Origin of the sequence: Bradyrhizobium sp. 17 (assembly GCF_023073515.1) — a bacterium.
GTDB lineage: Bacteria > Pseudomonadota > Alphaproteobacteria > Rhizobiales > Xanthobacteraceae > Bradyrhizobium > Bradyrhizobium canariense_D.
The window spans coordinates 441,772-463,495 of the sequence record NZ_JADPJQ010000124.1; the positions used below are offsets into that span (position 1 = coordinate 441,772).

General features: G+C 63.8%; 20 protein-coding genes, 2 tRNA genes and 2 pseudogenes. 11 read left to right on the forward strand and 13 right to left on the reverse strand.

Features of this window, described 5'->3' with window-relative positions; all coding sequences use genetic code 11:
• Nucleotides 1–100 precede the first annotated feature (100 nt).
• Together IVB13_RS32320 and IVB13_RS32325 are read right to left on the reverse strand one after the other, a co-directional pair.
• The gene (locus IVB13_RS32320; RefSeq protein ID WP_247491314.1) at nucleotides 101–1,366 is read right to left on the reverse strand and encodes a site-specific integrase; all 1,266 of its coding nucleotides are present in this window, start codon (nucleotides 1,364–1,366) and stop codon (nucleotides 101–103) included.
• A gap of 376 nt (nucleotides 1,367–1,742) precedes the next feature.
• A complete protein-coding gene (locus tag IVB13_RS32325) occupies nucleotides 1,743–2,243 on the reverse strand; it encodes a hypothetical protein (protein WP_247335724.1) in 501 nt (166 codons plus the stop codon).
• A gap of 283 nt (nucleotides 2,244–2,526) precedes the next feature.
• On the opposite strand from IVB13_RS32325, the gene IVB13_RS32330 reads away from it, so the two are divergent.
• Nucleotides 2,527–3,012: a hypothetical protein gene (locus IVB13_RS32330; protein ID WP_018458105.1), complete on the forward strand. Its 486-nt coding sequence runs from the start codon at nucleotides 2,527–2,529 to the stop codon at nucleotides 3,010–3,012.
• Between the two features lie 43 nt (nucleotides 3,013–3,055).
• Nucleotides 3,056–3,589, forward strand: a complete 534-nt coding sequence (locus IVB13_RS32335; protein WP_247335727.1) for a hypothetical protein — start codon at nucleotides 3,056–3,058, stop codon at nucleotides 3,587–3,589.
• Nucleotides 3,590–3,650: 61 nt separating this feature from the next.
• Here the strand turns inward: IVB13_RS32335 and rlmB are convergent, their stop codons facing one another.
• Entirely contained in the window at nucleotides 3,651–4,481 is an 831-nt protein-coding gene (rlmB, locus tag IVB13_RS32340; RefSeq protein ID WP_247371702.1) for a 23S rRNA (guanosine(2251)-2'-O)-methyltransferase RlmB, read from the reverse strand.
• Nucleotides 4,482–4,687: 206 nt separating this feature from the next.
• On the opposite strand from rlmB, the gene IVB13_RS32345 reads away from it, so the two are divergent.
• Nucleotides 4,688–4,773 (forward strand) — tRNA-Tyr (locus IVB13_RS32345).
• Between the two features lie 111 nt (nucleotides 4,774–4,884).
• Here IVB13_RS32345 and IVB13_RS32350 read toward each other — a convergent pair.
• Entirely contained in the window at nucleotides 4,885–5,916 is a 1,032-nt protein-coding gene (locus IVB13_RS32350) for an LLM class flavin-dependent oxidoreductase (RefSeq protein WP_247403972.1), read from the reverse strand.
• A 154-nt stretch (nucleotides 5,917–6,070) separates the two neighbouring features.
• Nucleotides 6,071–6,997 carry a LysR family transcriptional regulator gene (locus IVB13_RS32355; RefSeq protein ID WP_247371705.1) on the reverse strand — a complete coding sequence of 309 codons (927 nt, stop codon included), beginning with the start codon at nucleotides 6,995–6,997 and terminating at the stop codon, nucleotides 6,071–6,073.
• Nucleotides 6,998–7,107: 110 nt separating this feature from the next.
• Here IVB13_RS32355 and IVB13_RS32360 point away from each other — a divergent pair, with 110 nt between their 5' ends.
• The 3 genes from IVB13_RS32360 to IVB13_RS32370 are packed head-to-tail and all read left to right on the forward strand — an operon-like array spanning nucleotide 7,108 to nucleotide 10,230.
• Nucleotides 7,108–8,466 carry an MFS transporter gene (locus tag IVB13_RS32360; protein ID WP_018458110.1) on the forward strand — a complete coding sequence of 453 codons (1,359 nt, stop codon included), beginning with the start codon at nucleotides 7,108–7,110 and terminating at the stop codon, nucleotides 8,464–8,466.
• Complete coding sequence (locus IVB13_RS32365; protein WP_247443683.1) at nucleotides 8,463–8,960, forward strand: GAF domain-containing protein; 498 nt, start codon at nucleotides 8,463–8,465, stop codon at nucleotides 8,958–8,960. The genes IVB13_RS32360 and IVB13_RS32365 overlap by 4 nt, the downstream gene beginning before the upstream one ends.
• Nucleotides 8,961–8,976: 16 nt before the next feature.
• Entirely contained in the window at nucleotides 8,977–10,230 is a 1,254-nt protein-coding gene (locus tag IVB13_RS32370) for an amidohydrolase family protein (RefSeq protein WP_247335740.1), read from the forward strand.
• A 2-nt stretch (nucleotides 10,231–10,232) separates the two neighbouring features.
• On the opposite strand, the gene IVB13_RS32375 is transcribed toward IVB13_RS32370, so the two are convergent.
• The gene (locus IVB13_RS32375; RefSeq protein WP_085361854.1) at nucleotides 10,233–11,213 is read right to left on the reverse strand and encodes an NADPH:quinone oxidoreductase family protein; all 981 of its coding nucleotides are present in this window, start codon (nucleotides 11,211–11,213) and stop codon (nucleotides 10,233–10,235) included.
• A 56-nt stretch (nucleotides 11,214–11,269) separates the two neighbouring features.
• Nucleotides 11,270–13,327, reverse strand: a complete 2,058-nt coding sequence (locus tag IVB13_RS32380; RefSeq protein WP_247491316.1) for an ATP-dependent helicase — start codon at nucleotides 13,325–13,327, stop codon at nucleotides 11,270–11,272.
• Between the two features lie 127 nt (nucleotides 13,328–13,454).
• Here IVB13_RS32380 and IVB13_RS32385 point away from each other — a divergent pair, with 127 nt between their 5' ends.
• Nucleotides 13,455–14,045, forward strand: a complete 591-nt coding sequence (locus IVB13_RS32385) for a TMEM175 family protein (RefSeq protein WP_247299708.1) — start codon at nucleotides 13,455–13,457, stop codon at nucleotides 14,043–14,045.
• A 9-nt stretch (nucleotides 14,046–14,054) separates the two neighbouring features.
• Here IVB13_RS32385 and IVB13_RS32390 read toward each other — a convergent pair whose 3' ends face one another.
• Nucleotides 14,055–14,441 carry a YciI family protein gene (locus tag IVB13_RS32390; RefSeq protein ID WP_247362247.1) on the reverse strand — a complete coding sequence of 129 codons (387 nt, stop codon included), beginning with the start codon at nucleotides 14,439–14,441 and terminating at the stop codon, nucleotides 14,055–14,057.
• Nucleotides 14,442–14,637: 196 nt separating this feature from the next.
• Between IVB13_RS32390 and IVB13_RS32395 the strand changes: the two genes are divergently transcribed.
• Complete coding sequence (locus IVB13_RS32395; protein WP_247362250.1) at nucleotides 14,638–14,817, forward strand: hypothetical protein; 180 nt, start codon at nucleotides 14,638–14,640, stop codon at nucleotides 14,815–14,817.
• A 29-nt stretch (nucleotides 14,818–14,846) separates the two neighbouring features.
• A pseudogene (locus tag IVB13_RS32400) lies at nucleotides 14,847–15,049 on the forward strand (hypothetical protein).
• Between the two features lie 7 nt (nucleotides 15,050–15,056).
• On the opposite strand, the gene IVB13_RS32405 reads toward IVB13_RS32400, so the two are convergent.
• Nucleotides 15,057–15,770 carry a transporter substrate-binding domain-containing protein gene (locus tag IVB13_RS32405; protein ID WP_026233506.1) on the reverse strand — a complete coding sequence of 238 codons (714 nt, stop codon included), beginning with the start codon at nucleotides 15,768–15,770 and terminating at the stop codon, nucleotides 15,057–15,059.
• A gap of 361 nt (nucleotides 15,771–16,131) precedes the next feature.
• Between IVB13_RS32405 and IVB13_RS32410 the strand changes: the two are divergent.
• Nucleotides 16,132–18,542: pseudogene (locus IVB13_RS32410) on the forward strand (ATP-binding protein).
• A 352-nt stretch (nucleotides 18,543–18,894) separates the two neighbouring features.
• Nucleotides 18,895–18,968 (forward strand) — tRNA-Gly (locus IVB13_RS32415).
• Between the two features lie 6 nt (nucleotides 18,969–18,974).
• On the opposite strand, the gene IVB13_RS32420 is transcribed toward IVB13_RS32415, so the two are convergent.
• The 4 genes from IVB13_RS32420 to IVB13_RS32435 form a co-directional block, all read right to left on the reverse strand.
• Nucleotides 18,975–19,346, reverse strand: a complete 372-nt coding sequence (locus IVB13_RS32420) for a hypothetical protein (RefSeq protein WP_247362254.1) — start codon at nucleotides 19,344–19,346, stop codon at nucleotides 18,975–18,977.
• Between the two features lie 435 nt (nucleotides 19,347–19,781).
• On the reverse strand, nucleotides 19,782–20,057 hold the full coding sequence (locus IVB13_RS32425; protein ID WP_247368041.1) for a hypothetical protein: 276 nt from the start codon (nucleotides 20,055–20,057) through the stop codon (nucleotides 19,782–19,784).
• Nucleotides 20,058–20,222: 165 nt separating this feature from the next.
• The gene (locus tag IVB13_RS32430; RefSeq protein WP_162847287.1) at nucleotides 20,223–20,396 is read right to left on the reverse strand and encodes a hypothetical protein; all 174 of its coding nucleotides are present in this window, start codon (nucleotides 20,394–20,396) and stop codon (nucleotides 20,223–20,225) included.
• Between the two features lie 93 nt (nucleotides 20,397–20,489).
• A complete protein-coding gene (locus IVB13_RS32435; RefSeq protein ID WP_247491319.1) occupies nucleotides 20,490–20,813 on the reverse strand; it encodes a hypothetical protein in 324 nt (107 codons plus the stop codon).
• Nucleotides 20,814–21,724: the final 911 nt, after the last annotated feature.

Genomic DNA, 21,724 nt, shown 5'->3' on the forward strand with positions numbered 1-21,724 from the left:
GCTGCCCCTAGCGCCTCGCTCGTTTCTTGGTTGCGGTGGTCAAGGTCAATCACGTCGGATAGCGTGCGTTTGCCGGTGAGGGAAGCAGCGCAGTCCTTCATCATTGAGATGCCACAAGCTTTGGACGTGGCCGATCAATGACGATTTCTTGCAACCGATCCGCCCACAGCTTCAAGGCTTCACGCTTTTCATCGGCGTATTCATAGCGATTGTAGATCGCCGCAACGCCGCTGACTTTGCCTGACTTGTGGTTCAAAATCGCTTCCGTCACTTCCTGTGTAACGCGTAGTTTTGCGAGTTCGGTTGAAACCGTGCGACGCAAATCATGCAGGTGCCAATCCGGTAAACCCGGACAATGCTTTTCAAGGGCGATCTTTCCGTTTGAAAAGCCGCTGAACGGTGTGGTGCCGATCGTTGTGAATACGTAGTCGGACATTTTGTCGATTGAGATTGCCACTCGCGGTAGCGTCTTGATGATCGCGGTTGCCAGTTGCGGGAGCGGCACTATGTGGGCGCGACCGTTCTTAGTGCGCGATCCCTCAAACGTGATCGTATCGAAGGTTTCAGACAGTTCGGACCATTTCAGGTTCGCGATTTCGTCGCGTCGCTGACCGGTCAACAAGAGCAGTTTGACCAATGCTCCGAACGGGTAATCACAGGCTGTTGCGGCGTTCCACACAGCTTTGATTTCATCGTGTGAAAGTACACGGTCGCGGCTTTGCGGTTTAGGAGGCGAGTGGGCAAGTTCGATCACGTTGCGGCCGATGATACGAATGACGGCTTTCCAACGGAAGAATGTAGACAAGAGCGCAAACGCGTTCCGTCGCGCACCGGGATCAAGTCTATTGATCAGCTTTTCAACGTCGCGATAGTCAAGTGCCCGAATGTCCGTGACGTGCTTCCAGTGCGGTTTGATGTCCGTCTTTATGATGCGATCATATTCGTCGGCTGTGGATGCTTTGACGGGACGCCCTTTGAACCCGGTTAAGCGGGCGGCTTTGATAAATTCATCAAGCCAATATTCGAGGCTAAAGCGTTCCGTTTTGGATTGGCGTGGATCATGTCCGCGCTTTGCATCGGCTTTCACGCGTTCAGCCAACGCGCGCGCCTCCGCGACGTTTAGAACTTGCTTGCTAGACGGCCGGTCGATCCGCTCTAGGCCGGAACCTTCCTCGTCATAGCGCCCTAGGGTGACCTTTACGGCCTTGCCGTCCAGCTTCGTCCGGACGGCCCAGGACAACGCACCAGAAGGCTGCACAATGAGGTAGAGGCCGCTCACGGCGTCGTCAGGGACTTCCTGTCGGGCATCGGTAGCCTTCAAACTCTTGATGAATGCGGCGGCGCGTTTGTGCTGTGCGGGGAGCATCGGTTTGTCCGGGGTAAGCCGTGGGGTAACCATCGCCGCGTAATCGAGCGCAATCGAGAGTTACATAAACCGATGCTCAATGGAACGGTAAACGACTGAATCAGCAGCAATTTCATCGCTATTATCTCCCGCCACAGAGCCGGGGTAATCGACTGAAATAGGGCTGATTTTGATTACAAAACCGCTGCTCTACCGCTGAGCTAAGCCGGCGACGCCTGGAGAAGCGGGGCAGGCCCGGCCTATGCCGGGGCTGTCCGCCCGTGCGCGCCGCAATACCAGACTTGACCGGAAAGTGCCAGAACCCGGGATCCCCGATGCAGACATGAATCAGGCGGCCCGAGGGCCGCCCGATCTGTCGCGTTCGGTTCAAACCGCCTTATTGGCAGATGTGCCGGCGGCCGTCTTCGCCCTTGAACCAGGTGCCGGGCGTGCAGACGAAGCCGTTGCGCTGGGCGTAGGTGCGGGTGTCCCACCCCCGATTGTCCCAGCCGCGGTTATCCCAACTGTTGTCGTAGGCGTAGGCGTCGTTCGTGGCACGGAACGGGGCAGTTGCGATTGCACCCGCAGTCCCGATGGCTGCGCCGGCCACGCCAGCGGCTGCTCCGACCGCGCCGGCGGCGACGTCGGTCGGCCAGAAGCCGGTGCGGCTCCTGTTCCAGTCGTTATTCCAGTCACCGTTGGTGGTCTGGCGATAGGACACGCGACGATGCCGATAGCCGCTATCGGTGTACGGATTTCCCGGTCCGACGTTCTGGCAGTTGGCGTTGGGGAATTGCGCCGCGCAGCGGCCAGGATTGGTGATCACGGCCTGCGCCATGGCAGAGCCTGCCACCAGGGTCGCCGCAATCGCCGTGGCTCCGAGAAGTTTGACGTTCATGATTGTTTGGCTCCCGTTTTGTTGACGGGGGCTAAACGCCGAAGACGCCGGACGTTCCGCTGAAACCGCCGGATTTTCGTCGGCGACAGTCAAACGGAAGTGAGCACGGGCCATGGTTCCGGACTGCAGGATCCGGCGGCGTTAATGCTTCGCTAGTTCGCTTTGGCGCATTTGAGCGGCGCGCAATCCTTACACATTAGGCTTACCGGCAATTGGTGAGAGGGCCTTAACCCTCTCTGCGTCGCTATCGGGTAGGTTGTCGCCGAATAAATGGGGTCCCCTCATGCGCGCTGTGGCGCTCGCTGCCTTTCTGATCGGACTGCCCGCGACGGCGTTTGCCGGCGGCGGCTTCGATATCGTCGTTCCCGGTCGCCCCGGCGTGCCCATCATCATCAACAACATCGACGCGTCCTATGCCGTGATCGAGGGGACCTGGGGCCTGGGGAAGAACGTCCAGGTGCAGCCCACGATTTATGGCGGCCGCTATGTCGCCGAGCGCCAGCCCACCGACGTCGGCCATTACTATCCGACGCTGGGCCTGCGGCCCGGCTATGGCCGGCTCGAGGTCGAACCGCCCGCGAACCGCAAATTGCCCAAGCCGCCCGATAGCTATCACCAGAGCTGGGGCGCCCAATCGGCGCCGCTGCCGCCGCAGATGGACGTGCCCGTCAATCCGCCGCCGGTGATTCTCGCGCCTGAGTTCAACGACCAGCCGCGGCGTCCTCGGCCGCGGCCGCGTGCAGAGATGCCCGGCAAGCCGCCGGGTTAAGAAACGACAAAATCCAAAAAACGGAAATCAACAGGAGAGAGTAATGCGTCAGATGATTTCGGGACTGGTCGCGGCGGCTGCCGTGATGTTCGCCGCCACCGCGCCCGCTGCGGCCTGCGGCTTCGATCCGTGCCAGCCGGTCGCGCCGGTCTATTCCGGCTGTAACACCGGCTGCGGCGGTTATGGGGCCGGCTACAGCTACGGCTACGGCGCCTATGAGCGTCTCGCCGAGCCCACCACGCAATATTATCACGTCAACCAGGGCCCGACCTACACCGGCCCGGGCGCCTTCGCGCCGTATCCGACCTACCGTGAGGACGCGGTGGTTGCGCCCGCCAATTACGGCTACGGCCGTGGCTACGGCTATGGGCACGGCTATGGCTATCGCGCTGCCGCGGTCGAAGCGCCGGCCGCCTATCCCTACCGCCGCCCGTATTACCGTCCGTATCGCTACGGCTACGGCCCGCGCGCCGGCTATCTGCCGCGCACGCATTACGGCTACGGTCCGCGCTACGGCTACGCCCCGCGCCATGCGCCGTATTATGGCGGCCACCGTGTGCTGCGCCGCTATTACTGATCGCTTGATCGGTTGAGCCAACGAGACGCCCGTCCGCGATGCGGACGGGCGTTTTGTTTTGTTACCGCTTCATCAGCCCGAGCCGGCTCGCGCCGACATAGAGCGAGAGCACGGCGGCATTCGAGACGTTGAGACTCTTGATCTCTCCGGGCATGTCGAGCCGCGCCACGACGCTGCAGGTCTCGCGTGTCAATTGCCGCAGGCCCTTGCCTTCCGCGCCCAGAACCAGCGCGAGCGGCTCGCGCAGGGTGACCTCGGAGAGATCCGCGCTGCCTTCACTGTCCAGCCCGACAGTCTGGAAGCCGAGCTCGTTCATCGTGGTCAGTGCGCGGGCGAGGTTTTGCACCGTCACCATCGGGACCAGCTCCAGCGCGCCGGAGGCGGCCTTGGCCAGCACGCCGGTCGCTTCCGGACTGTGACGCGCGGTGGTGACGATCGCCTTCACCGCAAAGGCGGCCGCCGAGCGCAGGATGGCGCCGACATTGTGCGGATCGGTGATCTGGTCGAGCACCAGCACCATGCCGTCCTGCTCCAAATCCTCGATGTCGGGCGAGGGCAGGGGATCGGCCTCGGCGAGCAGGCCCTGGTGCACGGCGTCGGGCGACAGCAGCCGGTCGATCTCCTGGGGCCGGACGATCTCGGGCGCGACCGGGATCGCGATGTTCTCGTCCGCCAGACGCCTTGCGGCGTTCTCGGTCAGCGTCAGCTTGCGGATTTGCCGCTGGGGGTTGGCGAGCGCCATGGAGACGGTGTGCCAGCCATAGAGGATGACAGGCCCGTCGGTGTCCGAATCGCGATCGCGACGGGCCGGACGACCGGCCGATTTTCCGGGCCTGTTGAAGGGCTTAGACCCGCCGCGGGGGCCCCTCGGGTTGAATTTTCGATCCTTCATGGGCTCGCTTGTGTCACGGGTCCCGGAATATGGCAATTTGGGTGGTGTCGGGGGCGATTTTAGCTGTTCGCCTCGGTTGACTTTACCCCACCGCTTCGCCGATAACCGCGCCCGGTCGCGCCCCCATCCGGGCTGTCGCGGCCTTCACGTTCCATGGCCGTCTTCGGTCGCCGGCAAGGTCCGGCCCGATTGTGCTGCCGTCGAGCGGGGGAGTGTCCCGAGTGGCAAAGGGAGCTGACTGTAAATCAGCCGCCTTATGGCTTCGCAGGTTCGAGTCCTGCCTCCCCCACCACGCTTCGCCCTTCGGGCTGCGCGTGGCGCTGCCAAGTGATGCCTGAAGAACGGAGCGTGGTGTCCGGCGAAGCCCGTAGGGCGAAGACGGACTGAAGCGGATCCGATCGCCTCACCCCATCATCTCCCGCACCATCGGCACTACCTTCCGCCCATAGAGCTCGATGCTCTTCATCAGCTTGCCATGCGGCAGCGGGCCCGCCGAATACTTCAGCTGAAACCGCGAAATGCCGAGCGCCTTTGCCGTCTTGGCGATCTTGCGCGCGACCGTCTCCGGCGAGCCGACATAGAGCGAGCCGTGCTCGGCCTCGTTCACGAACTCGTCGCGGCCCATCGGTGGCCAGCCGCGTTCCTTGCCGATGCGGTCGCGCATCGCCTTGTAGTCGGGCCACAGCTCCTCGCGCGCCTGTTCGTCGGTCTCGGCGACATAGCCTGGCGAGTGCACGCCGATCGGCTGTGCCGGGCGGCCGAACTCCCTGAACGCGCGATGATAGAGCTCGACGAAGGGCGCGAAGCGCGCGGGATCGCCGCCGATGATCGCGAGCATCAAGGGCAAGTCGTAATGCGCCGCGCGCACCACCGATTGCGGACTGCCGCCGACGCCGATCCAGGTCTTGAGCGTGCCGTTCTCGACCGGGGGATAGACCAGCTGCCCGTTCAGCGGCGGACGCAGCTTACCTTCCCAGGTCACCGGCTTCTGCGACAGCAGTGCCGCGAACAGATCGAGCTTCTCCTCGAACAGCGCCTCGTAAGCCCGCAGGTCGAAACCGAACAGTGGAAAGGACTCGGTGAACGAGCCGCGGCCGAGGATCACCTCCGCACGTCCGTTCGAGAGCGCGTCCAGCGTGGCAAAGCGCTGGAAGACGCGGATTGGATCGTCCGAGCTCAGCACCGTCACGGCCGAGCCGAGATGGATCCGCCTGGTCCGCGACGTGATGGCGGCCAGCACGGTCTCAGGGGAGGAGATCGCGAAGTCGGCGCGGTGATGCTCGCCGAGGCCGATGAAGTCGAGGCCGAGCTCGTCGGCGAGCACCGCCTCGTCGACGACGTTGCGGATCACCTGTGCGTGCGGAAGCATCGCGCCGGAGGCGTCCCTGGTGACGTCGCCAAAAGTGTCCAGTCCGAATTCGAGCGGTGCGGTCATTGATGAGGTCTCTGCGGGCGCGACTTGCGCGCCTGTCACTGGGGGAGGGGATTGCTTTGGTTGGAGCTAAGCAGCAGGGACTGGCGCGCAATGCTGCTTCGAGAAACCCATTGTTTCCCTTTTCCGTGGTGTCGGGGCGCCCGCCGCCCGCGCCTCAGTCCGACCTGGCGAACATCTCGACCAGCGTGTCGCGCAGCCAGCGCTGCGCCGGTACGGTGTCGTTGCGCTGGTGCCAGAACAGCCTGACGATGCGCGGCGGCGCCTTGAGCGGAAGCGGCATGGCGTGCAGGAACGGCGCGTGCCGGGATTGCGAGCGCAGATCGCTCGGCAGCACGGCGATCAGGTCGGACTGGCGCACGATTTCGTAGGCGGCGCTATAGTGATTGACGGTCGCGACCACGTTGCGCGACAGCCCGCGCGAGGCGAGGAAGAGGTCGTAGGACGGCAAGGTCTTGCCGGCGAGGCTCACATCGACATGCCCCGCGTTGAGGAAACTGCGCGTGCTCAGCCGCTTCATCGCCGCGAGCGGATGGCTGCGCCGCATGAAGCAGGCGTAGTCGACGGTCCACAGCGAGCGCGAGCGGATGGCGGCCGGCTGCTGCGCCTCGTTGACATAGACGCTGAGGACGCAATCAACGCGATTGTCCTCGAGCTGGTCGGCGATCTCCAAAATGGTGTTGGGAACGGTGTGGATTCGCGCCTTGGGCGCGACCTTGCCGAAATGGTTCAGCAGGTTCGGCATCACCAGCGAGGCGACGTAATCCGACATCGACAGGCTGAACTCGGTCTGAGCACGGTGCGCATCGAACACCTGCTCGTCGAGCGCGCCGCGGACGGTTTCGAGCGCTTCGCCGATCGGCTCCCACAGCACCACGGCGCGCTGGGTCGGACGGATGCCGGTGCCGGACCTGACGAACAGGGGATCGCCGAGCGCGTCCCGCAGGCGTGCGAGCGCATTGCTGACCGCCGGCTGCGTCATCAGAAGCGCGTTGGCGGCGCGCGTGACGCTGCCCTCGGTCATCAGGGCCTCGAACACTTTCAGCAGGTTGAGGTCGAGCGAGCGAAACGACAGAACATTCATCCCAGTGATGTACTAGATCATGATTATAAATTATGACGATAATATCTCCTTGTCTATGGTTCCCCCGGGAACGAGCGGAGTGCCGGGCCGCCAGACAGAGGGGGACTTTCATGTCGATGATCTCGGCGCGGATCGAGCGCCTTCCATTCGCACGCTTCCACAAGCATCTACTGCTGATGGGCGGGCTCGGCTACATGTTCGACGCGATGGACGCAGCCGTGCTGGCGTTTATCCTGCCGGTGCTGCGCACGACCTGGAATCTGTCGAGCGTGCAGATCGGCGTGCTCGGCAGCAGCACCTATATCGGCTTCCTGTTCGGCGCGCTGCTGGCGGGCACGCTGGGTGACCTGATCGGCCGTCGCGCGGTGATGATGTCGGCGCTGGCACTCTATTGCGTCGCATCCATCGTCAGCGCTGCGGTGAACGACTGGTCGTCCTTCTTCGCCGCCCGCGTCGTCGCGGGCATGGGCACCGGCGCGGAGAGCGCGATCATTGCGCCCTATCTGGCGGAATTCGTCGCACGGCGTTACCGCGGCAGCTTTACCGGCGCGCTGGCCGGATTCTTCTCCTTCGGTTTCGTCGCGGCGGCCTTGCTGGGCTATTTCATCGTGCCCGCCTCTGAGAACGGCTGGCGCATCGTTCTGGTGATCACCGCGGTGCCGGTCGTCATGCTGCTGTGGTGGCGCAGGGCGCTGCCGGAATCGCCGCGCTGGCTGGAAAGCCGGGGCCGGGAGAAGGAAGCCGCAGCCGTGCTGGACAGGATCGAGGCCGGATTTGCGAGCCAAGGCCATGTCCTGCCGCAACCGGTCGTCGAAATCACGGCGCCTGCCGTGACTGGTGGGACGCTGCTTGCCAATTTCGCCGCGCTCCTCGCCGGCCGCCAGGCGCGCATCACCATTATGACCTGGATCATGTGGCTTACGATCACGTTCAGCTACTATTCCTTCTTCGTCTGGATCCCCGGCCTTCTGGTCCAGAACGGCATGAGCATCACCAAGAGCTTCGCCTATTCGATCGCGATCTATTGCGCGCAAATTCCCGGCTATTTCAGCGCTGCGTACTTCAACGAGCGCATCGGCCGGCAGGCGACGATTGCCTCCTACATGGTGCTCGGCGGCGCCAGCGCGCTTGGACTTGCATTCGCGCAGAGCGATCAGCACATCATGGTCGCCGGAATCTTGCTGTCCTTCTTCATGAACGGCACCTATGCGGGGGTCTATGCCTATACCGCCGAGGTATTTCCGACGGCCGTCAGAACCACCGGCGCCGGGCTCGCCTCCGCGATCGGCCGCATCGGTGCGATCGTCTCGCCGATCCTGGTCGGCTATCTCTATCCCAATTTCGGCTTCGCCGGCGTGTTCGGCCTCACCACGAGCGTGCTGCTGTTAGGCGCGCTCACCGTGGTGCTGATGGGCGTGCCGACACGCGGCCGTTCGCTGGAAGAGATCGCGGCAGGCGAAGTCGCATGAGGGATACGAAACACCGATCCGATCCGCTGCTCTGCGCGGTGGCGGCCGCGCAGGGCAGGGCGAATCAGCCGGATGCCCTGTACTCGGCGCTGGACGGCGCCCTGAAGTCGGCGATCGGGCACAAGCTGTTCACGATCCTGACCTATGACGACGACACGAGGGAAGCCGCGCGGGTGTATTCCAATCTGCCCGGACCTTACCCCGCGGGCGGCCGCAAGCACCTGGCGCCGGGGCCGTGGACCGAGGCCGTGCTCGACCGCGGCGAGGCCTATATCGGCCGCACCCGGGACGATCTGCGCGAGGTGTTCTCCGATCACGAGCTGATCGCTTCGCTCGGCTGCGAAAGCGTGCTCAACATGCCCGTGCGCTGGCGCGGGCGCACACTCGGCTCGCTCAATCTGCTCCATGAGGCAGGCTGGTACGTCGAGGACGATAGCGCCGCGTGTCTTCCATTCGCCCAGCTCGCCTTGCCCGCGCTGCTCATCCAGTCCTGATAGACAGGAAGTCGTCATGTCCCGTGTGCTCTTCAAGAACGCCGCTCTGCTCGATCCGCTTCAGCCGGACCTCCTGGAGGGACATCACGTGCTGGTCGAGGACGGTCTGATCAAGGAGGTCTCCGATCGGCCGCTCCAAGTGGAAACCGACCGCACCGTCGATCTGAAGGGCAAGACGCTGATGCCCGGCCTGATCGACCTGCATGTGCATGCGATCGCCGTCGAACTCAATCTGGCGCAGCAGGTGCACATGCCGAACGTGCTGGTGACGCTGCGCTCAACGCTGCTGCTGCGCGGCATGCTGCGGCGGGGCTTCACCACCGTGCGCGACGCCGGCGGCGCCGGCCATGCGCTGAAGCAGGCGATCGAGACCGGTCTCACCGACGGTCCGCGGCTGTTCGTCTCGGGACGTGCGCTCAGCCAGACCGGCGGCCACGGCGACATGCGGGCCCGCTCGGATTATCTTGCCAGCGACGCACCGTGCCCCTGCTGCGTGCGTGTCGGCGCGCTGGCGCGCGTTGCCGATGGTGTCGACGGCGTGCGCAGGGCGGCGCGCGAGGAACTGCAGATGGGCGCCGACCAGATCAAGATCATGGCCTCCGGCGGCGTTGCTTCACCGACCGATCCGGTCGGCGCCTTCGGCTACTCCGAGGACGAGATCCGCGCCATCGTCGAAGAGGCGCGCGGGCGTCAGACCTATGTGCTCGCCCACGCTTACACCGCTGCCGCGATCGAACGCGCGGTGCGCTGCGGCGTGCGCACCATCGAGCACGGCAATTTGGTCGATGCTCCGACCGCGCAGCTGATGGCCGAGAAGGGCGCCTATGTGGTGCCGACGCTCGTCACCTACGAGGCGCTGGCTAACGAGGGTGCCCAATATGGCCTGCCGCCCGAAAGCGTTGCCAAGATCGCCGATGTCCGCGACGCGGGCCTGCGTTCGCTCACGATCTACCGCGACGCCGGCGTGAAGATGGGGTTCGGCAGCGACCTGCTCGGACCGTCGCAGCGTCTGCAGAGCGACGAGTTCCGCATCCGTGCCGAGATTCTCGGTCCCCGCGCCGTCATCGCCAGCGCGACATTGGTCGGCGCCGAGGTGCTCGGCATGGAGGGCAAGCTCGGCCGCATCATGCCCGAAGCCATTGCGGACCTGCTCGTGGTCGATGGCAATCCGCTCCGCGACGTGGCCTGCCTGCTCGGCCAGGGCGAGCACATCCCGATGGTGATGAAGGCAGGCAAGGTCCAGTTCGACCGGCTGGGGGCGCGTAGCTAATCCTATTTCGAGATGCGCACGACCATCTTGCCAAGCGCCCCGCGCGTCTGCATCGTCCTGAACGCTTCCCGGAAGTCATCCAGCGCGAAGATGCGACCGACCACAGGCTTCAGCTGGCCGTCGACCAACCAGGCCGTCAGCTCCGACATCAGGCGCTTCTGCACCTCGGGCTCGCGGATTGGAAGCTGCGCGAGGTCGACGCCGAGCAGGGCGCCGCCCTTCAGCAGTGGCAGGTTGAATGGCAATGCAGGGATCGCGCCGGCGGCAAAACCGACCACGAGATGACGGCCGCGCCAGGCGATGGAGCGAAAGGCCTGTACCGAGATCTCGCCGCCGACGGGGTCGAAGATCACGTCGGCGCCGTGTCCTTCGGTCAATTCCTTCAGCGTGTCGCGCCAGTTGGTCTGCGTGTAGTCCACCACGGCGTCGGCGCCGTGCTGTCGCGCGAACGCGCGCTTGTCTGGTGTCGATGCCGCTGCGATCACACGGGCGCCGAGCTGCCTGCCAATCTGGACGGCCGCGATTCCCGTGCCGCCCGCTGCGCCCAGCACCAGAAGCTGTTCGCCTGCGCCGAGCGACGCGCGCGCACTCAGCGCATAGAGGGCGGTCAGGTAATTGGCACGAAACGAAGCGGCGACCTCGGCGGCGACGCCGTCCGGCAGGGGATAGAGCGCTTCGGGGGTGACGACGATCTCTTCGGCAAGCGCGCCCGAGCGCGTCATCCCCATTACGCGCATCCCGGGTTGATAGCCGCCTGGTGCGCCGGGGGCTTCGTCCACGATGCCTGCGAATTCGGTTCCGGGAATGAACGGCAGGGGATCCTTGGTCTGATAGCGCCCCTCCATCTTCAAGCCGTCCACAAATCCGATTCCTGCAGCCTCTACCCGGACGCGCAGCTGTCCGGGCCCGATGCGTGGAGACGGAACGTCCTTCAGGGCGATTTGATCGATCGACGCGTATTGCTCGACGACGACGGCTTTCATGTCGGACCTCTGTTGTCCAGTTATGCTGACACGTCTCGACACCAGCCTCTTGTGTCTTACCGCCACATTCCGCGCATCCGCGCCCCGATGTCGACCTTCGGCCCTTGCGCCGCCGTGCGGGCCGCGCCTGCCCCAGCCTTCGGCCAGGCGGTGCGCTCGAACAGATAGACCAGCGGCTCTGGGATGAAGCGGGTGCGCGAGGCGTAGACGTGGCGGTCGCCCTTGGCTTGCTGGCCATGGGTGAAGAAGCGCCGCGGCACCACGAGGTGCAGATCGTCCTTGGCGCGCGTCATCGCGACATAGAGCAGGCGGCGTTCCTCCTCGAGCTCGGCGCTGGTGCCGGCGCCGAGATCCGACGGCATGCAGCCGTCGACGACATTGAGCACGAATACCGATTTCCACTCCTGGCCCTTGGCGGAGTGGATGGTGGAGAGGATCAGATAGTCCTCGTCGCGCAAGGGCGGCCCGGATTTGTCGCTGGCAGCATCCGGCGGGTCGAGAGTGAGCTCGGTCAGGAATTTCTCGCGCGAGGCATAGCCACTCGCGATCTGCTCGAGCTGCATCAGGTCGGCGCGGCGCGTCTCCGAATCCTCGTGGAGGCGATCGAGATGCGGTTCGTACCAGAGCCGCACGCGTTCGAGATCGGCCGGCCATTCCGAATAGCGCAGATTTTCGATGGTGCGGACGAAGTCGGTCCAGTCCGCGCCGGTGCGCGGCGGCACCGGGAGCTGGCCGAGCGCGGCGAGCGGATCGGAGCTCTCCGCCATTTGATCGAGCACGCGCTGCGCCGTCGCGGGTCCGATGCCCGGCAACAGATGCAGGATGCGAAAGCCGGCGACGCGGTCGCGCGGATTTTCGGTGAAGCGCAGCAGCGCCAGCACGTCCTTGACATGCGCGGCATCGAGAAATTTCAGCCCGCCGAACTTGACGAACGGGATGTTGCGGCGGGTCAGCTCGATCTCCAGCGGGCCCGAATGCGAGGAGGTCCGGAACAGCACTGCCTGGTGCTTCAGGAGCGCGCCTTGCTCGCGGTTGGCCAGCACTTCCTCGACGATGTAACGGGCCTGGTCGGTCTCATCGTGCACGGTGACGAGCTGCGGCTTTTGCGCGGAGCTGCGGTCGGTCCAGAGGTTTTTTGTGAAGCGCTCGCGCGCCAGACCGATGACGCCGTTCGCCGCCGCCAGCACGGGTTGCGTCGAGCGGTAATTGCGGTCGAGCGTGATCATCTCGGCGCGGGGCGAGAAGCTCTGCGGAAAATCCAGAATGTTGCGGACCGTGGCGGCGCGGAACGAATAGATCGACTGCGCGTCGTCACCGACGACGGTGAGGCCGCGTCCGTCCGGCTTCAGCGCCAGCAGGACCGAGGATTGCAGGCGGTTGGTGTCCTGATATTCGTCGACCAAGACGTGATCGAAGCGGCCGCCGATTTCTTCCGCGATCAGCGCATCGCTCATCATCTGCGACCAGTAGAGCAGCAGGTCGTCGTAATCCAGCACGTGCTGGGCCTGCTTGGCCTCGACATAGGCCGCGAACAGGCCCTTCAGCTCGGCCGCCCAGCCTGCGCACCAGGGATAGTGCGCCCCCAACACCTTCTCAATCTCCATCTCGGCATTGACGCAGCGCGAGTAGATCGACAGGCAGGTGCCTTTGGCGGGAAAGCGGCTCTCCGTCTTCGACAATCCGCGCTCGTGCCGGACCAGATTCATCAGGTCGGCGGAATCCTCGCGGTCGTGGATGGTGAAGGCAGGATCGACGCCGATCCGCTCGGCATATTCGCGCAGCAACCGTGCGCCAATGCCGTGGAACGTGCCGGCCCAGCTGAGCGCGTCGCGCATGATCGCGGCATTGTTCTCGCCGAGCACTTTTCGGGCGATGCGCTCGACCCGGCCGGCCATCTCGGCCGCGGCGCGGCGGGAAAACGTCATGAGGAGGATGCGGCGCGGATCGCTGCCCGCGACGATCAGATGCGCCACGCGGTGGGCCAGCGTGTTGGTCTTGCCGGAGCCCGCACCGGCGATGACGAGCAGCGGCGCGCCCACGGTCGCACCATCGGCCACGCCATGCTCCACGGCGCGGCGTTGCTCCGCATTGAGCGTGTCCAGATATGTCGCCACGAATCGCCCCGGTGAAACAGCCAGAGTCGGCGATCCCGCTGCGAATCGCAATGCGTCTGGACGGGACCGATGTTAAGACCTAGGGACAAGACGGCCCAAGGTTCCATTCCGAAAAGCGCCACCCGGCATGACCGAGCTCAAATCCGACCAGTTCGAGATGCGACGGCTGGAATCGCTCAGCAACACCATCTTTGGCGTCGCCATGACGCTGCTCGCCTACGATCTGCCTAGGGCCGCGGTCTTCACCAGCGCGCCGGACTGGAACGATCTCGCCCGGGTCTATTCCGGCAAGCTCGCGGGTCTTGCGCTCAGCTTCATCATCGCCGGCGTGTTCTGGATCAGCCATCACCGGCGGCTGGCGCGCCAGCCCGTCGGCAGCCGCGGCGCGGTGATCCTCAATTTGTTCTTCCTGCTGTCGATCGTGCTGCTGCCGGTGACCAACGGCCTCTACACCAACTACGCCACGAGCAGTGCGGTCGCCGTGCTCTACGGCCTGCACCTGACTGCAATCGCCGGCCTCAATGCCTGGCTGTGGTGGAGGATCTTGGGCGGCTGGCGCCAGGAGATCATGGCCTCGTTGTTTCCGCTGCTGGTGTTCATCCCGGGCACGGTCGTTGCGGCGTTCGCGCCGCAAGTCGCGCCGTTCGTGTGGTTCATCGCCTTCGGCGGGCTGCTGATCCAGCGCTTCTATGTCGGGCCCACCGGGACGGACAATTAGGCCTGCCGTTCATTCGCCGGAGGGCGTCGCGCCGAACCCGTCGGCCGGCACGTAAAGCTTGACCGGGCGGATTTCGTAGACCGCTGAGGGATTGACCTGGCGCAGCGTTCGCGCCGCCGCGATCGCCTCCTCTTCCGTGTCGTACTCGGCGAGGTGGAAGCCCAGAAGCTGCTCCTTGGTCTCGGCAAATGGGCCGTCCAGCACGACCCCCGCGCCGGGGCCGCGCAAGGTGCGGGCCTTTCGGGTCTCATCCAGGCGGGCGGCCGGGCCAAAATGCCCGCTTGCCCGGAGGGGAGCCTGAACCTCGATGACCTTTGCCACGACCGCGGCGTCCTTCTCGGGCGTCCAGGACAAGATCTCGTCTTCCACGTGATAGGCCAGGATGGCGTAAAGCATCGTCACCTCGTTGATTTTCGCTGCGCGCGTCCAAAGGACGTATCACCACCGTCGCAGCCGACAATGGGGCTGCGGAAAATATTGCGTCGCGGGTGCGGCGACGAAACCTTCCCGAAACCCGATTGCGGCCGAAAGGTGTGAACGCCGCGCGAAATCGGCGCGACTGATTGCCACCAAGAGCACTTCGGAGGCGGCCATGTCGACCATCAAGATCATCTGCGACGCGCGTCGGACGGGAAAGTCGGAGCTTGCGGATCTGCACGACCAGAGCGGCCACCATCGCTATTACGACAGCTCGGCCGAGAGCGGCGGCGAGCGCATCGTTGAAAGCCGGCGCGGCAAGCGCCCGCGCGCAATGAACGTTTGCGGCTTCTAAGCCCAATGCTTGCGAAACAGCCTGCGACCATGAACGTCGTGCAGATATCGATCGCCGCGATGCCGTTCCTGCTCTCGCTCGCGAGCAGGTCCGGCAAGGCGATGGCGCCAAGCCTGCTGGCGGGCATCTTCACCGTGCTTCTCGGCAGCGAGCCGCCGCGGGCGGCCATGGCCTGGTGCTCGGGCTGTTGATCGCGGCGGTTGCGGTGCGGGAGCGGACTCGCACGACCTGACCGCGTGTCACATCCCGCTCAGCACCTGCTTGATCAGGGTTTCCCGCAACCGGGCGATTTCGCCGCTCGCCTCCATCTGCTCGATCATCCTTCCGACCTTCGGCACGAGATCGCGATGCCGTTCATGCAGATGGTGGTAGATGCTGATGCGCTCGAGGGGTGGTGAGAGCGGATGGATCCTGGCCTGGAGATTGAGCTTCCTCACCGCAGCCAACCCGCTGAAGAGGTCGGTGACCATCACGTCGATGCGGTCGGCGTCGAGCATCTTGACCATGTTGTCGAGGCTTGTCGTCGCCGTGACCCGGGTCATGCCGCGCGTACCGGCTTCCGACGAGCCGACGCCGCGTACGATGCCGATGCTGTAGTCCCTAATTGAATTCCAGCCGGCGACGTCGAACTGCAGTTTCGTGGTGAAGACAGTAGGCTCGATGTAATTGATCGCAGGTGTCACCTGGATCAGCGTCGGATAGTCGCGAGAGAGCGTTCCGATCCGCTGGACCTCGCCGTCGACCTCGCCGGTGCTCGACAGCGCGAGCGCGCGCTTGCCGGGCACATCCTCGAATTCGAGCTTGATGTTCAGCCGGGCATAGACCGCGCGGAGCATCTCGCCGCCGACATATTGATCGGGGATATCGGCGATGCGCGCCAGCCTGATGACCTCTTGCGCCTGCGACGGGCCTGCCGCGAGCAGCAACAGGCAGACCACGACTATCCGCCTCATGACGCATCTCCCTGGCCATGCCTCTTGGGCGTGCCCTGCTACCATCGGATTCCGGTGCCGCGATCTACCGGAGATGGCGGCTGCGCCGGTCCGCAACGTTGAGAGCGCGTTCCCGCTGTATGGCGGCTCCGGACTTTCACCGATGTCATTCTAGCACGCGAGGTGGTAGTTTGCCTGGGAAGCCTGCTGCTGGGCGCAAGATATGACCCCGTCGAGCTCAAGCCGCCCAAGGGCCAACAGGATCATCGGCCGACAAGATCGCCACGTGTATCGCGTGCTGAGGCAGCGCCTCAACCGTTCACCTGCTCGCGGCTGCGATCGGTAAGCTGAGCAGGTGCCGCCATTTTCGAGGACATGGTGCATGGGCGACGCAGGTGACGATGATATCAAGCGTGGCCGCGCCATTGCGCCGGCGGCTTCGAAGCAGGATTTGACCGGCATCGGCGCCCCGTTCGCGCCTCCGATGTTCGCGGCGCTCCTGTCGCGGATCTTCAACTGGTCGCGCAGCGGCGTCGGGCCTCGGCTGCTTGCCGCCGTGCTGCTGTTCTCATCGGTCGTGACGCTGACCCTGACCGCGCTCCAGCTCTATCTGGATTACAATCGTGAGGTCGGACTGATTGAGACGCGGCTCGACGAGATCGGCCGCAGCACTACGGGCAGCCTCGGAGAGAGCCTGTGGAATCTCGACCAGAACCAGCTCAAGCTCCAGCTCGATGGCATTCTGCGGCTGCCCGACATCCGTGCGGCGGAGGTCCGCGAGATCGCCGATCGGCCCAATCCGATCCGCGTGGAAGTCGGCGAGCGAAACACTCGTTCGATCATGACCCGGGAGTTTCCGCTGAGCACGATGGTGCAGGGGACCTCGCGTGCCATCGGCACGCTCCGGGTCGAGGCGACGCTGACCGACGTCTATCAGCAATTGTTGAACAGGGCCCTCGTCATTCTGGCAAGCCAGGCGGCAAAGACGTTCCTCGTCTCGTTGTTCATCATCTACATGTTTCATCTGCTGGTGACCCGGCATCTCGTCGCGATCGCCGAGTACGTCGGCAAGTACAGCCTCGGCCGGCCGCCGCCGCCGCTGCGCCTGGAGCGCCGGCCGCCTGACGAGGCCGACGAGCTGGACAAGGTGGTCGTTGCTTTCAACGCCATGTGCGCCAACCTCGAACATGCCTATGGCGAGCTGCGCGCGCCAATGGGAATCTCGAGCGCGACCTGAAGATCCGGCGGCATGCCGAGGAGAACGCCCGCGCGAGCGAACAGCGCTTCCGTGACTATGCCGAGACCGCATCCGACTGGTTCTGGGAGACCGGTCCGGATCACGTGTTCACCTATATTTCAGATCGGGCCGGTGCTTTCGGCATGGACCCCAAGGCGCTGATCGGCAGGCGCCGTTCAGACGCCGCCTTCGACCACGATGCCGAGCCGCAGAAATGGCGCAGTCACTGGGCCACGCTGGATCGCCACGAGCCGTTCCGGAAGTTCGAGTATCGCGGCCGCGATGCGGCTGGCCGCGCGCACCATTTCAGCGTTAACGGCCAGCCGGTGTTCAGCGCCGATGGACGCTTCATGGGGTATCGCGGTTCGGCTACTGATCTGACCGAGCAGCACGAGACGGAGGAGCGGCTTCGCCAGTCGCAGAAGATGGATGCGATCGGTCAGCTCACCGGTGGCGTCGCGCATGACTTCAACAACGTGCTCACTGTCATCACCGGCACCATCGAGATCATCCGGGAGGGGCTGGCGGACAAGCCCGACCTCGCCGCGATCGCCCAGCTCATTGACGATGCGGCGGCGCGAGGCGCGGAGATCACCTCGCAGCTCTTGACCTTTGCGCGTAGGCAGCCGCTGGAGCCGCGCGAGATCGACGTCAACGGCCTCGTGCTCGAGACGGCGAAGCTGTTGAAGCCGATCCTGGGCGGAAACATCGAGATCGTGACCCGCCTCGCGGACGACGCCTGGCCGGCGATGGCCGATCCGTCGCAGCTGTCGTCGGCGATCATCAATCTCGCCGTCAATGCGCGGGATGCGATGCCTGGCGGCGGCACGCTGACGCTCGAGACCGCGAACCGCGAATTCGATGGCGCGGATGGTGCTGGTGACGGCGATGCCACGCGCGGCGCCTTCATCATGGTTGCGGTGGCCGACACGGGCCATGGCATCCCCGCCGACATCCGCGACCGCGTGTTCGAGCCGTTCTTTACCACCAAAGGGGTCGGTCGCGGCACCGGGCTCGGCCTCAGCATGGTCTACGGCTTCGCCAAGCAGAGCGGCGGCAGCGTTGCGATCGAGAGTGAGGAAGGCCGCGGCACCGTGATTCGGCTGTTTCTGCCGCGATCTGCGGGCGGAGCGCAGGCCAGGACCGGCTCGCTCCAGGCGCCCGCGGCGGCACGCGGGCACGAGACGATTCTCGTCGTCGAGGACGATCCGCTGGTGCAGGGCTATGTCATCGCCCAGCTCGGCAGCCTCGGCTATCGCATCCTCGCAGCCGGCGACGGCGCAACCGCGCTTGCGCTGGTGCAGCAGGGCGCCCAATTCGATCTGCTGTTCACCGACATCATCATGCCCGGCGGCATGAACGGGCAGGAATTGGCCGAGGCCGTGTGGCGCCTCCGCCCGGGGATGAGGGTGCTCTATACGTCCGGCTATACCGACAACGCCCTCGACCACGAGGGTCAGCTCGGTCCCGGCGTTGCGCTGCTGAGGAAGCCGTACCGGAAGGCGGACCTGTCGTTGAGGATCCGCGAGGTCCTCGCCGGCGAGCCGCCCGCCTGAGCAGCCGGCGCGCGATGCCAACGAAAAAGGCGCGGCGGGGAAGGCCCCCGTCGCGCCCGATTTCTTGCTCGCTGGTCCAGGGCTGAGAGCGCCCCGATGCCAAGCCTCTATTAAAGGCTTAGCGGGCGATCCCAGCGAGGTGACAGCGCTTGGTAAAAGACACTGGATCACCTCCTTTCGTTGGTTGCGGAAGATTTCAATATAGGCGGCAATTCCGGCGTTGTTAAGGGGAGGCGGGTCGGGAGGAACCAGCGGCTGTTCGTAGGGCCGGGCAGACGCTGGAAGCCGTCTCTTAGGCAGTTGATCTTGGGCAGTTGAGACCGCCGCCCGGCCGTGTTAGGGAGCCCCTGTCGCGGGTGTAGCTCAATGGTAGAGCAGCAGCCTTCCAAGCTGAATACGAGGGTTCGATTCCCTTCACCCGCTCCAATTATTTCAATAACTTAGCGCGTTAAGGCCTTTCCATTCTGACAAGCCGCGCATTCTCATTCTGACAAACGTTCCTTTCGCTTGTTTTGCACGGCGCTTGATGCGTTTCATTTGCGCATCTTGCTTTGCCTGATCGTCGTCGTGCAGATAGTGCGCCATAGCTGCCGTCGACGACCACTGACCCTTCTTCATTAGCTGCGTTTCCGTTAGCCCGGATGTGCTTGCTTCGGTCGTGCCGCCGTGGCGGCCGAAAGAGGTAAAAGTTAGCTCGGGCCGTAAACCTGCAGCCAAGATAATTTTCTTCGTGATGCGTTGGACTTGAGTCAGCGTCTCGCCCTTGCCAAACCAGGGTAGACTGCTCCCATCACGTCGCAACATCAGACCTCCTGTCGGACGCAGCTCCTTGATCGCACCGAGCTCTGCCATTAGCAGCGGGTAACATGCCTTCCCCTTGGCTTCTTTGAAGAGCTTTCGAAGAGCTGATCGACGAAAGCGGTGTCAATACTTGCGACCCGGCGCGTCCCCAGTCGTCGGCCATCTTGCAAGATGTACTCACCGATCATTTTGATGCCAGTCTCATGAACCCGGCACTGACCGGGGCTCAAAGGCTGAAGTCGCTTAGCTGTCTTCTGGGGACCACGTTTGACGGTAGAGATGAAACATCCAATCTACCGTGCCGATGACCACGCCAATGCCAATCGCATTTTGCGTCCTCGCCGCCCATGCGCCAGCTATCTGAAGCTCGACCTGAACAGCACATCCTGCAAGAACTCATCCTGCAGGATGCGGTGTACATACTGCCAGCAAGAGATGTTAGCGGCAGACGTAGCTGCCGTTAACCAGAACGCGGACACACGCGGTGCCCACCGCAGCCGCACCAACTGCCGCGCCGCCTACGACCGCACGCCTGGTGGTGCGCCGTGCAACGCCGGCCACTGACACGGGTGTCAAGGGGCGTCCGACCCGTGCTTCTGCCCGGCCTAGCGAGAGCGACAGGCCTTCGTCGGCCGACCAGTCGATTGAGCCGGACACTCCGAGGGCGATCACGGCACCTGCGAGTGATAATTTTGTGAGCATGCCATGCTTCATGATGGTTTCCGTCCTGTGAGAGTGAATTTGGATCGCTCATGGTTCGCTGCTCGGACCATTGATCAAGGTCAAGGAATCGCAAGAAAACGGTGCAGCTGGTAAGCGCGGGCGACACGCGAAGACGCTTCCAGCAGAATGGGGGCGGGAGCGAGCTTCTCCGACTCTTTACTTCTGCACGCAGAGCGGTCTCAGCGTCTCGTCGCTGCTGCGCGCTTTCGCGTATTCCATCAACGCCATCCGGGCTACCTCGCAACGCTCTGCGCTTGAAAACTCTTGTGTCGATATGACGGCGCCATTCGCGACGCCAAGCCAGCTGATGACGACCAGAACATAGGTCATGGTATCCTCCCCCTAGGCGTCGATCTCCTGAGCGCAGATTGGCGCGAGAGGCGGCGGCTCAATGAGCGCCGCCCATCGCGCCATCATCAAGCTCTATTGGCACACATACATGATGCCATCACCGCCCTTCACCAACGAGCGTGCGACGCATCCGGTGCCGTTGCGCGCCGCATACGGCCAGCCGCTATAGCCGTAGCTCCACGGCCCGCCGAAGTAATAAGCTCGCACCGCGTACCAGGGCAAACCGTCATTCGTGTAGTAGTGACCGCGATAATAAGGAGTGACGTACAATCGGGCGGCCGCTTGGGCGTTGTCGAGTCGCAGCGAGATCCCGCTTCGGTCGGTCAAGCCAATGAACAGCGTCGTGCCGCATACGAGCGCGGCGACGGCAATCTTCCTTGCGCTTATCGACTTCATGGACGTTCTCAAAAAATGAACTTCAACGCCACAACACCAACGCCACAACAGGGCGGCGATTTGCGTTAGATCAAGGGAATCAAACAAATCGAATCTGCTTCTCCTTCGAATTCGCAGGATCAGTTCGGATCAAATAATGCGAATCTGGAGGATAGCACTCCAGCCCGACAAGTGCGGCCCACCATCGGAAAGCTCGCTGTCACGGTGGCAGCGCCGGCTCTCTCTGCACTGGAGCCAAGTATGCAATTGTGCGAGTGCTTTTCGCCAGAATGCTTCAGGCAGTCGGGGACGAGCTCGGAGACGGCATCGCGGTTCGGGATCTGCTCTTCATCAGCTCTGCCGATCGGTTCGTAGGATCCTGTTGCGCAGCGACCAATTTGCTGAACGCAAAGAAGAATCTGGCGACGACACCCTCGTCCGATCCGCGCTCATCACGAAGCGCCTCTGCCGCCATAAGCGACCAGCTTCTTGCCTCAGCCATCCAGACGGTGCGGTTTGCCGCATCCTCGCTTGCGAGCTGCCGACAAAGTGCTGCGCGCGAACTCAGCTCGAATTGACTCATCATCGTCCCTCCCTGCCAGAAGCTCGATGTACGCGGTGAGAACTCTGCGTTGCGTGCCACGTCTCTGCAATTGACCTTCCGGTCATTGTACCAAGGGGCATGTCACAGCCACTGACCAAGCCGCGCGATACTACGCGAGGCGGTGTTGCGAAAATTCAGTTTGTTGATCTGGCTCAAGCGACGCCGCATTCGAACGCGGTGAACATTAGCCTGCTGCAGCGTGCGTGCGCTTACCAGTGAAGCGCCACCGATGCATCAGCAAGTGCTTCACCAGGGGCGCGCCGCGGCGGAAGCAACGGCGGCTCGATTTAGGCAGCCATGCCCATGCAGGTCGCATTTCTTCGCCAAT

What these genes read in the sequence shown, in the direction of transcription:
- IVB13_RS32375 (WP_085361854.1), bottom strand. Translation starts at nt 11,213, where the DNA reads ATGAAAGCCGTCGTCGTCGAGCAATACGCGTCGATCGATCAAATCGCC.
- IVB13_RS32320 (WP_247491314.1), bottom strand. Translation starts at nt 1,366, where the DNA reads ATGCTCCCCGCACAGCACAAACGCGCCGCCGCATTCATCAAGAGTTTG.
- IVB13_RS32355 (WP_247371705.1), bottom strand. Translation starts at nt 6,997, where the DNA reads ATGAATGTTCTGTCGTTTCGCTCGCTCGACCTCAACCTGCTGAAAGTG.
- IVB13_RS32330 (WP_018458105.1), top strand. Translation starts at nt 2,527, where the DNA reads ATGCGCGCTGTGGCGCTCGCTGCCTTTCTGATCGGACTGCCCGCGACG.
- IVB13_RS32365 (WP_247443683.1), top strand. Translation starts at nt 8,463, where the DNA reads ATGAGGGATACGAAACACCGATCCGATCCGCTGCTCTGCGCGGTGGCG.
- IVB13_RS32360 (WP_018458110.1), top strand. Translation starts at nt 7,108, where the DNA reads ATGTCGATGATCTCGGCGCGGATCGAGCGCCTTCCATTCGCACGCTTC.
- IVB13_RS32385 (WP_247299708.1), top strand. Translation starts at nt 13,455, where the DNA reads ATGACCGAGCTCAAATCCGACCAGTTCGAGATGCGACGGCTGGAATCG.
- IVB13_RS32335 (WP_247335727.1), top strand. Translation starts at nt 3,056, where the DNA reads ATGCGTCAGATGATTTCGGGACTGGTCGCGGCGGCTGCCGTGATGTTC.
- IVB13_RS32350 (WP_247403972.1), bottom strand. Translation starts at nt 5,916, where the DNA reads ATGACCGCACCGCTCGAATTCGGACTGGACACTTTTGGCGACGTCACC.
- IVB13_RS32395 (WP_247362250.1), top strand. Translation starts at nt 14,638, where the DNA reads ATGTCGACCATCAAGATCATCTGCGACGCGCGTCGGACGGGAAAGTCG.
- IVB13_RS32390 (WP_247362247.1), bottom strand. Translation starts at nt 14,441, where the DNA reads ATGCTTTACGCCATCCTGGCCTATCACGTGGAAGACGAGATCTTGTCC.
- IVB13_RS32325 (WP_247335724.1), bottom strand. Translation starts at nt 2,243, where the DNA reads ATGAACGTCAAACTTCTCGGAGCCACGGCGATTGCGGCGACCCTGGTG.
- IVB13_RS32405 (WP_026233506.1), bottom strand. Translation starts at nt 15,770, where the DNA reads ATGAGGCGGATAGTCGTGGTCTGCCTGTTGCTGCTCGCGGCAGGCCCG.
- IVB13_RS32420 (WP_247362254.1), bottom strand. Translation starts at nt 19,346, where the DNA reads ATGTTGCGACGTGATGGGAGCAGTCTACCCTGGTTTGGCAAGGGCGAG.
- IVB13_RS32425 (WP_247368041.1), bottom strand. Translation starts at nt 20,057, where the DNA reads ATGAAGCATGGCATGCTCACAAAATTATCACTCGCAGGTGCCGTGATC.
- rlmB (WP_247371702.1), bottom strand. Translation starts at nt 4,481, where the DNA reads ATGAAGGATCGAAAATTCAACCCGAGGGGCCCCCGCGGCGGGTCTAAG.
- IVB13_RS32430 (WP_162847287.1), bottom strand. Translation starts at nt 20,396, where the DNA reads ATGACCTATGTTCTGGTCGTCATCAGCTGGCTTGGCGTCGCGAATGGC.
- IVB13_RS32435 (WP_247491319.1), bottom strand. Translation starts at nt 20,813, where the DNA reads ATGAAGTCGATAAGCGCAAGGAAGATTGCCGTCGCCGCGCTCGTATGC.
- IVB13_RS32370 (WP_247335740.1), top strand. Translation starts at nt 8,977, where the DNA reads ATGTCCCGTGTGCTCTTCAAGAACGCCGCTCTGCTCGATCCGCTTCAG.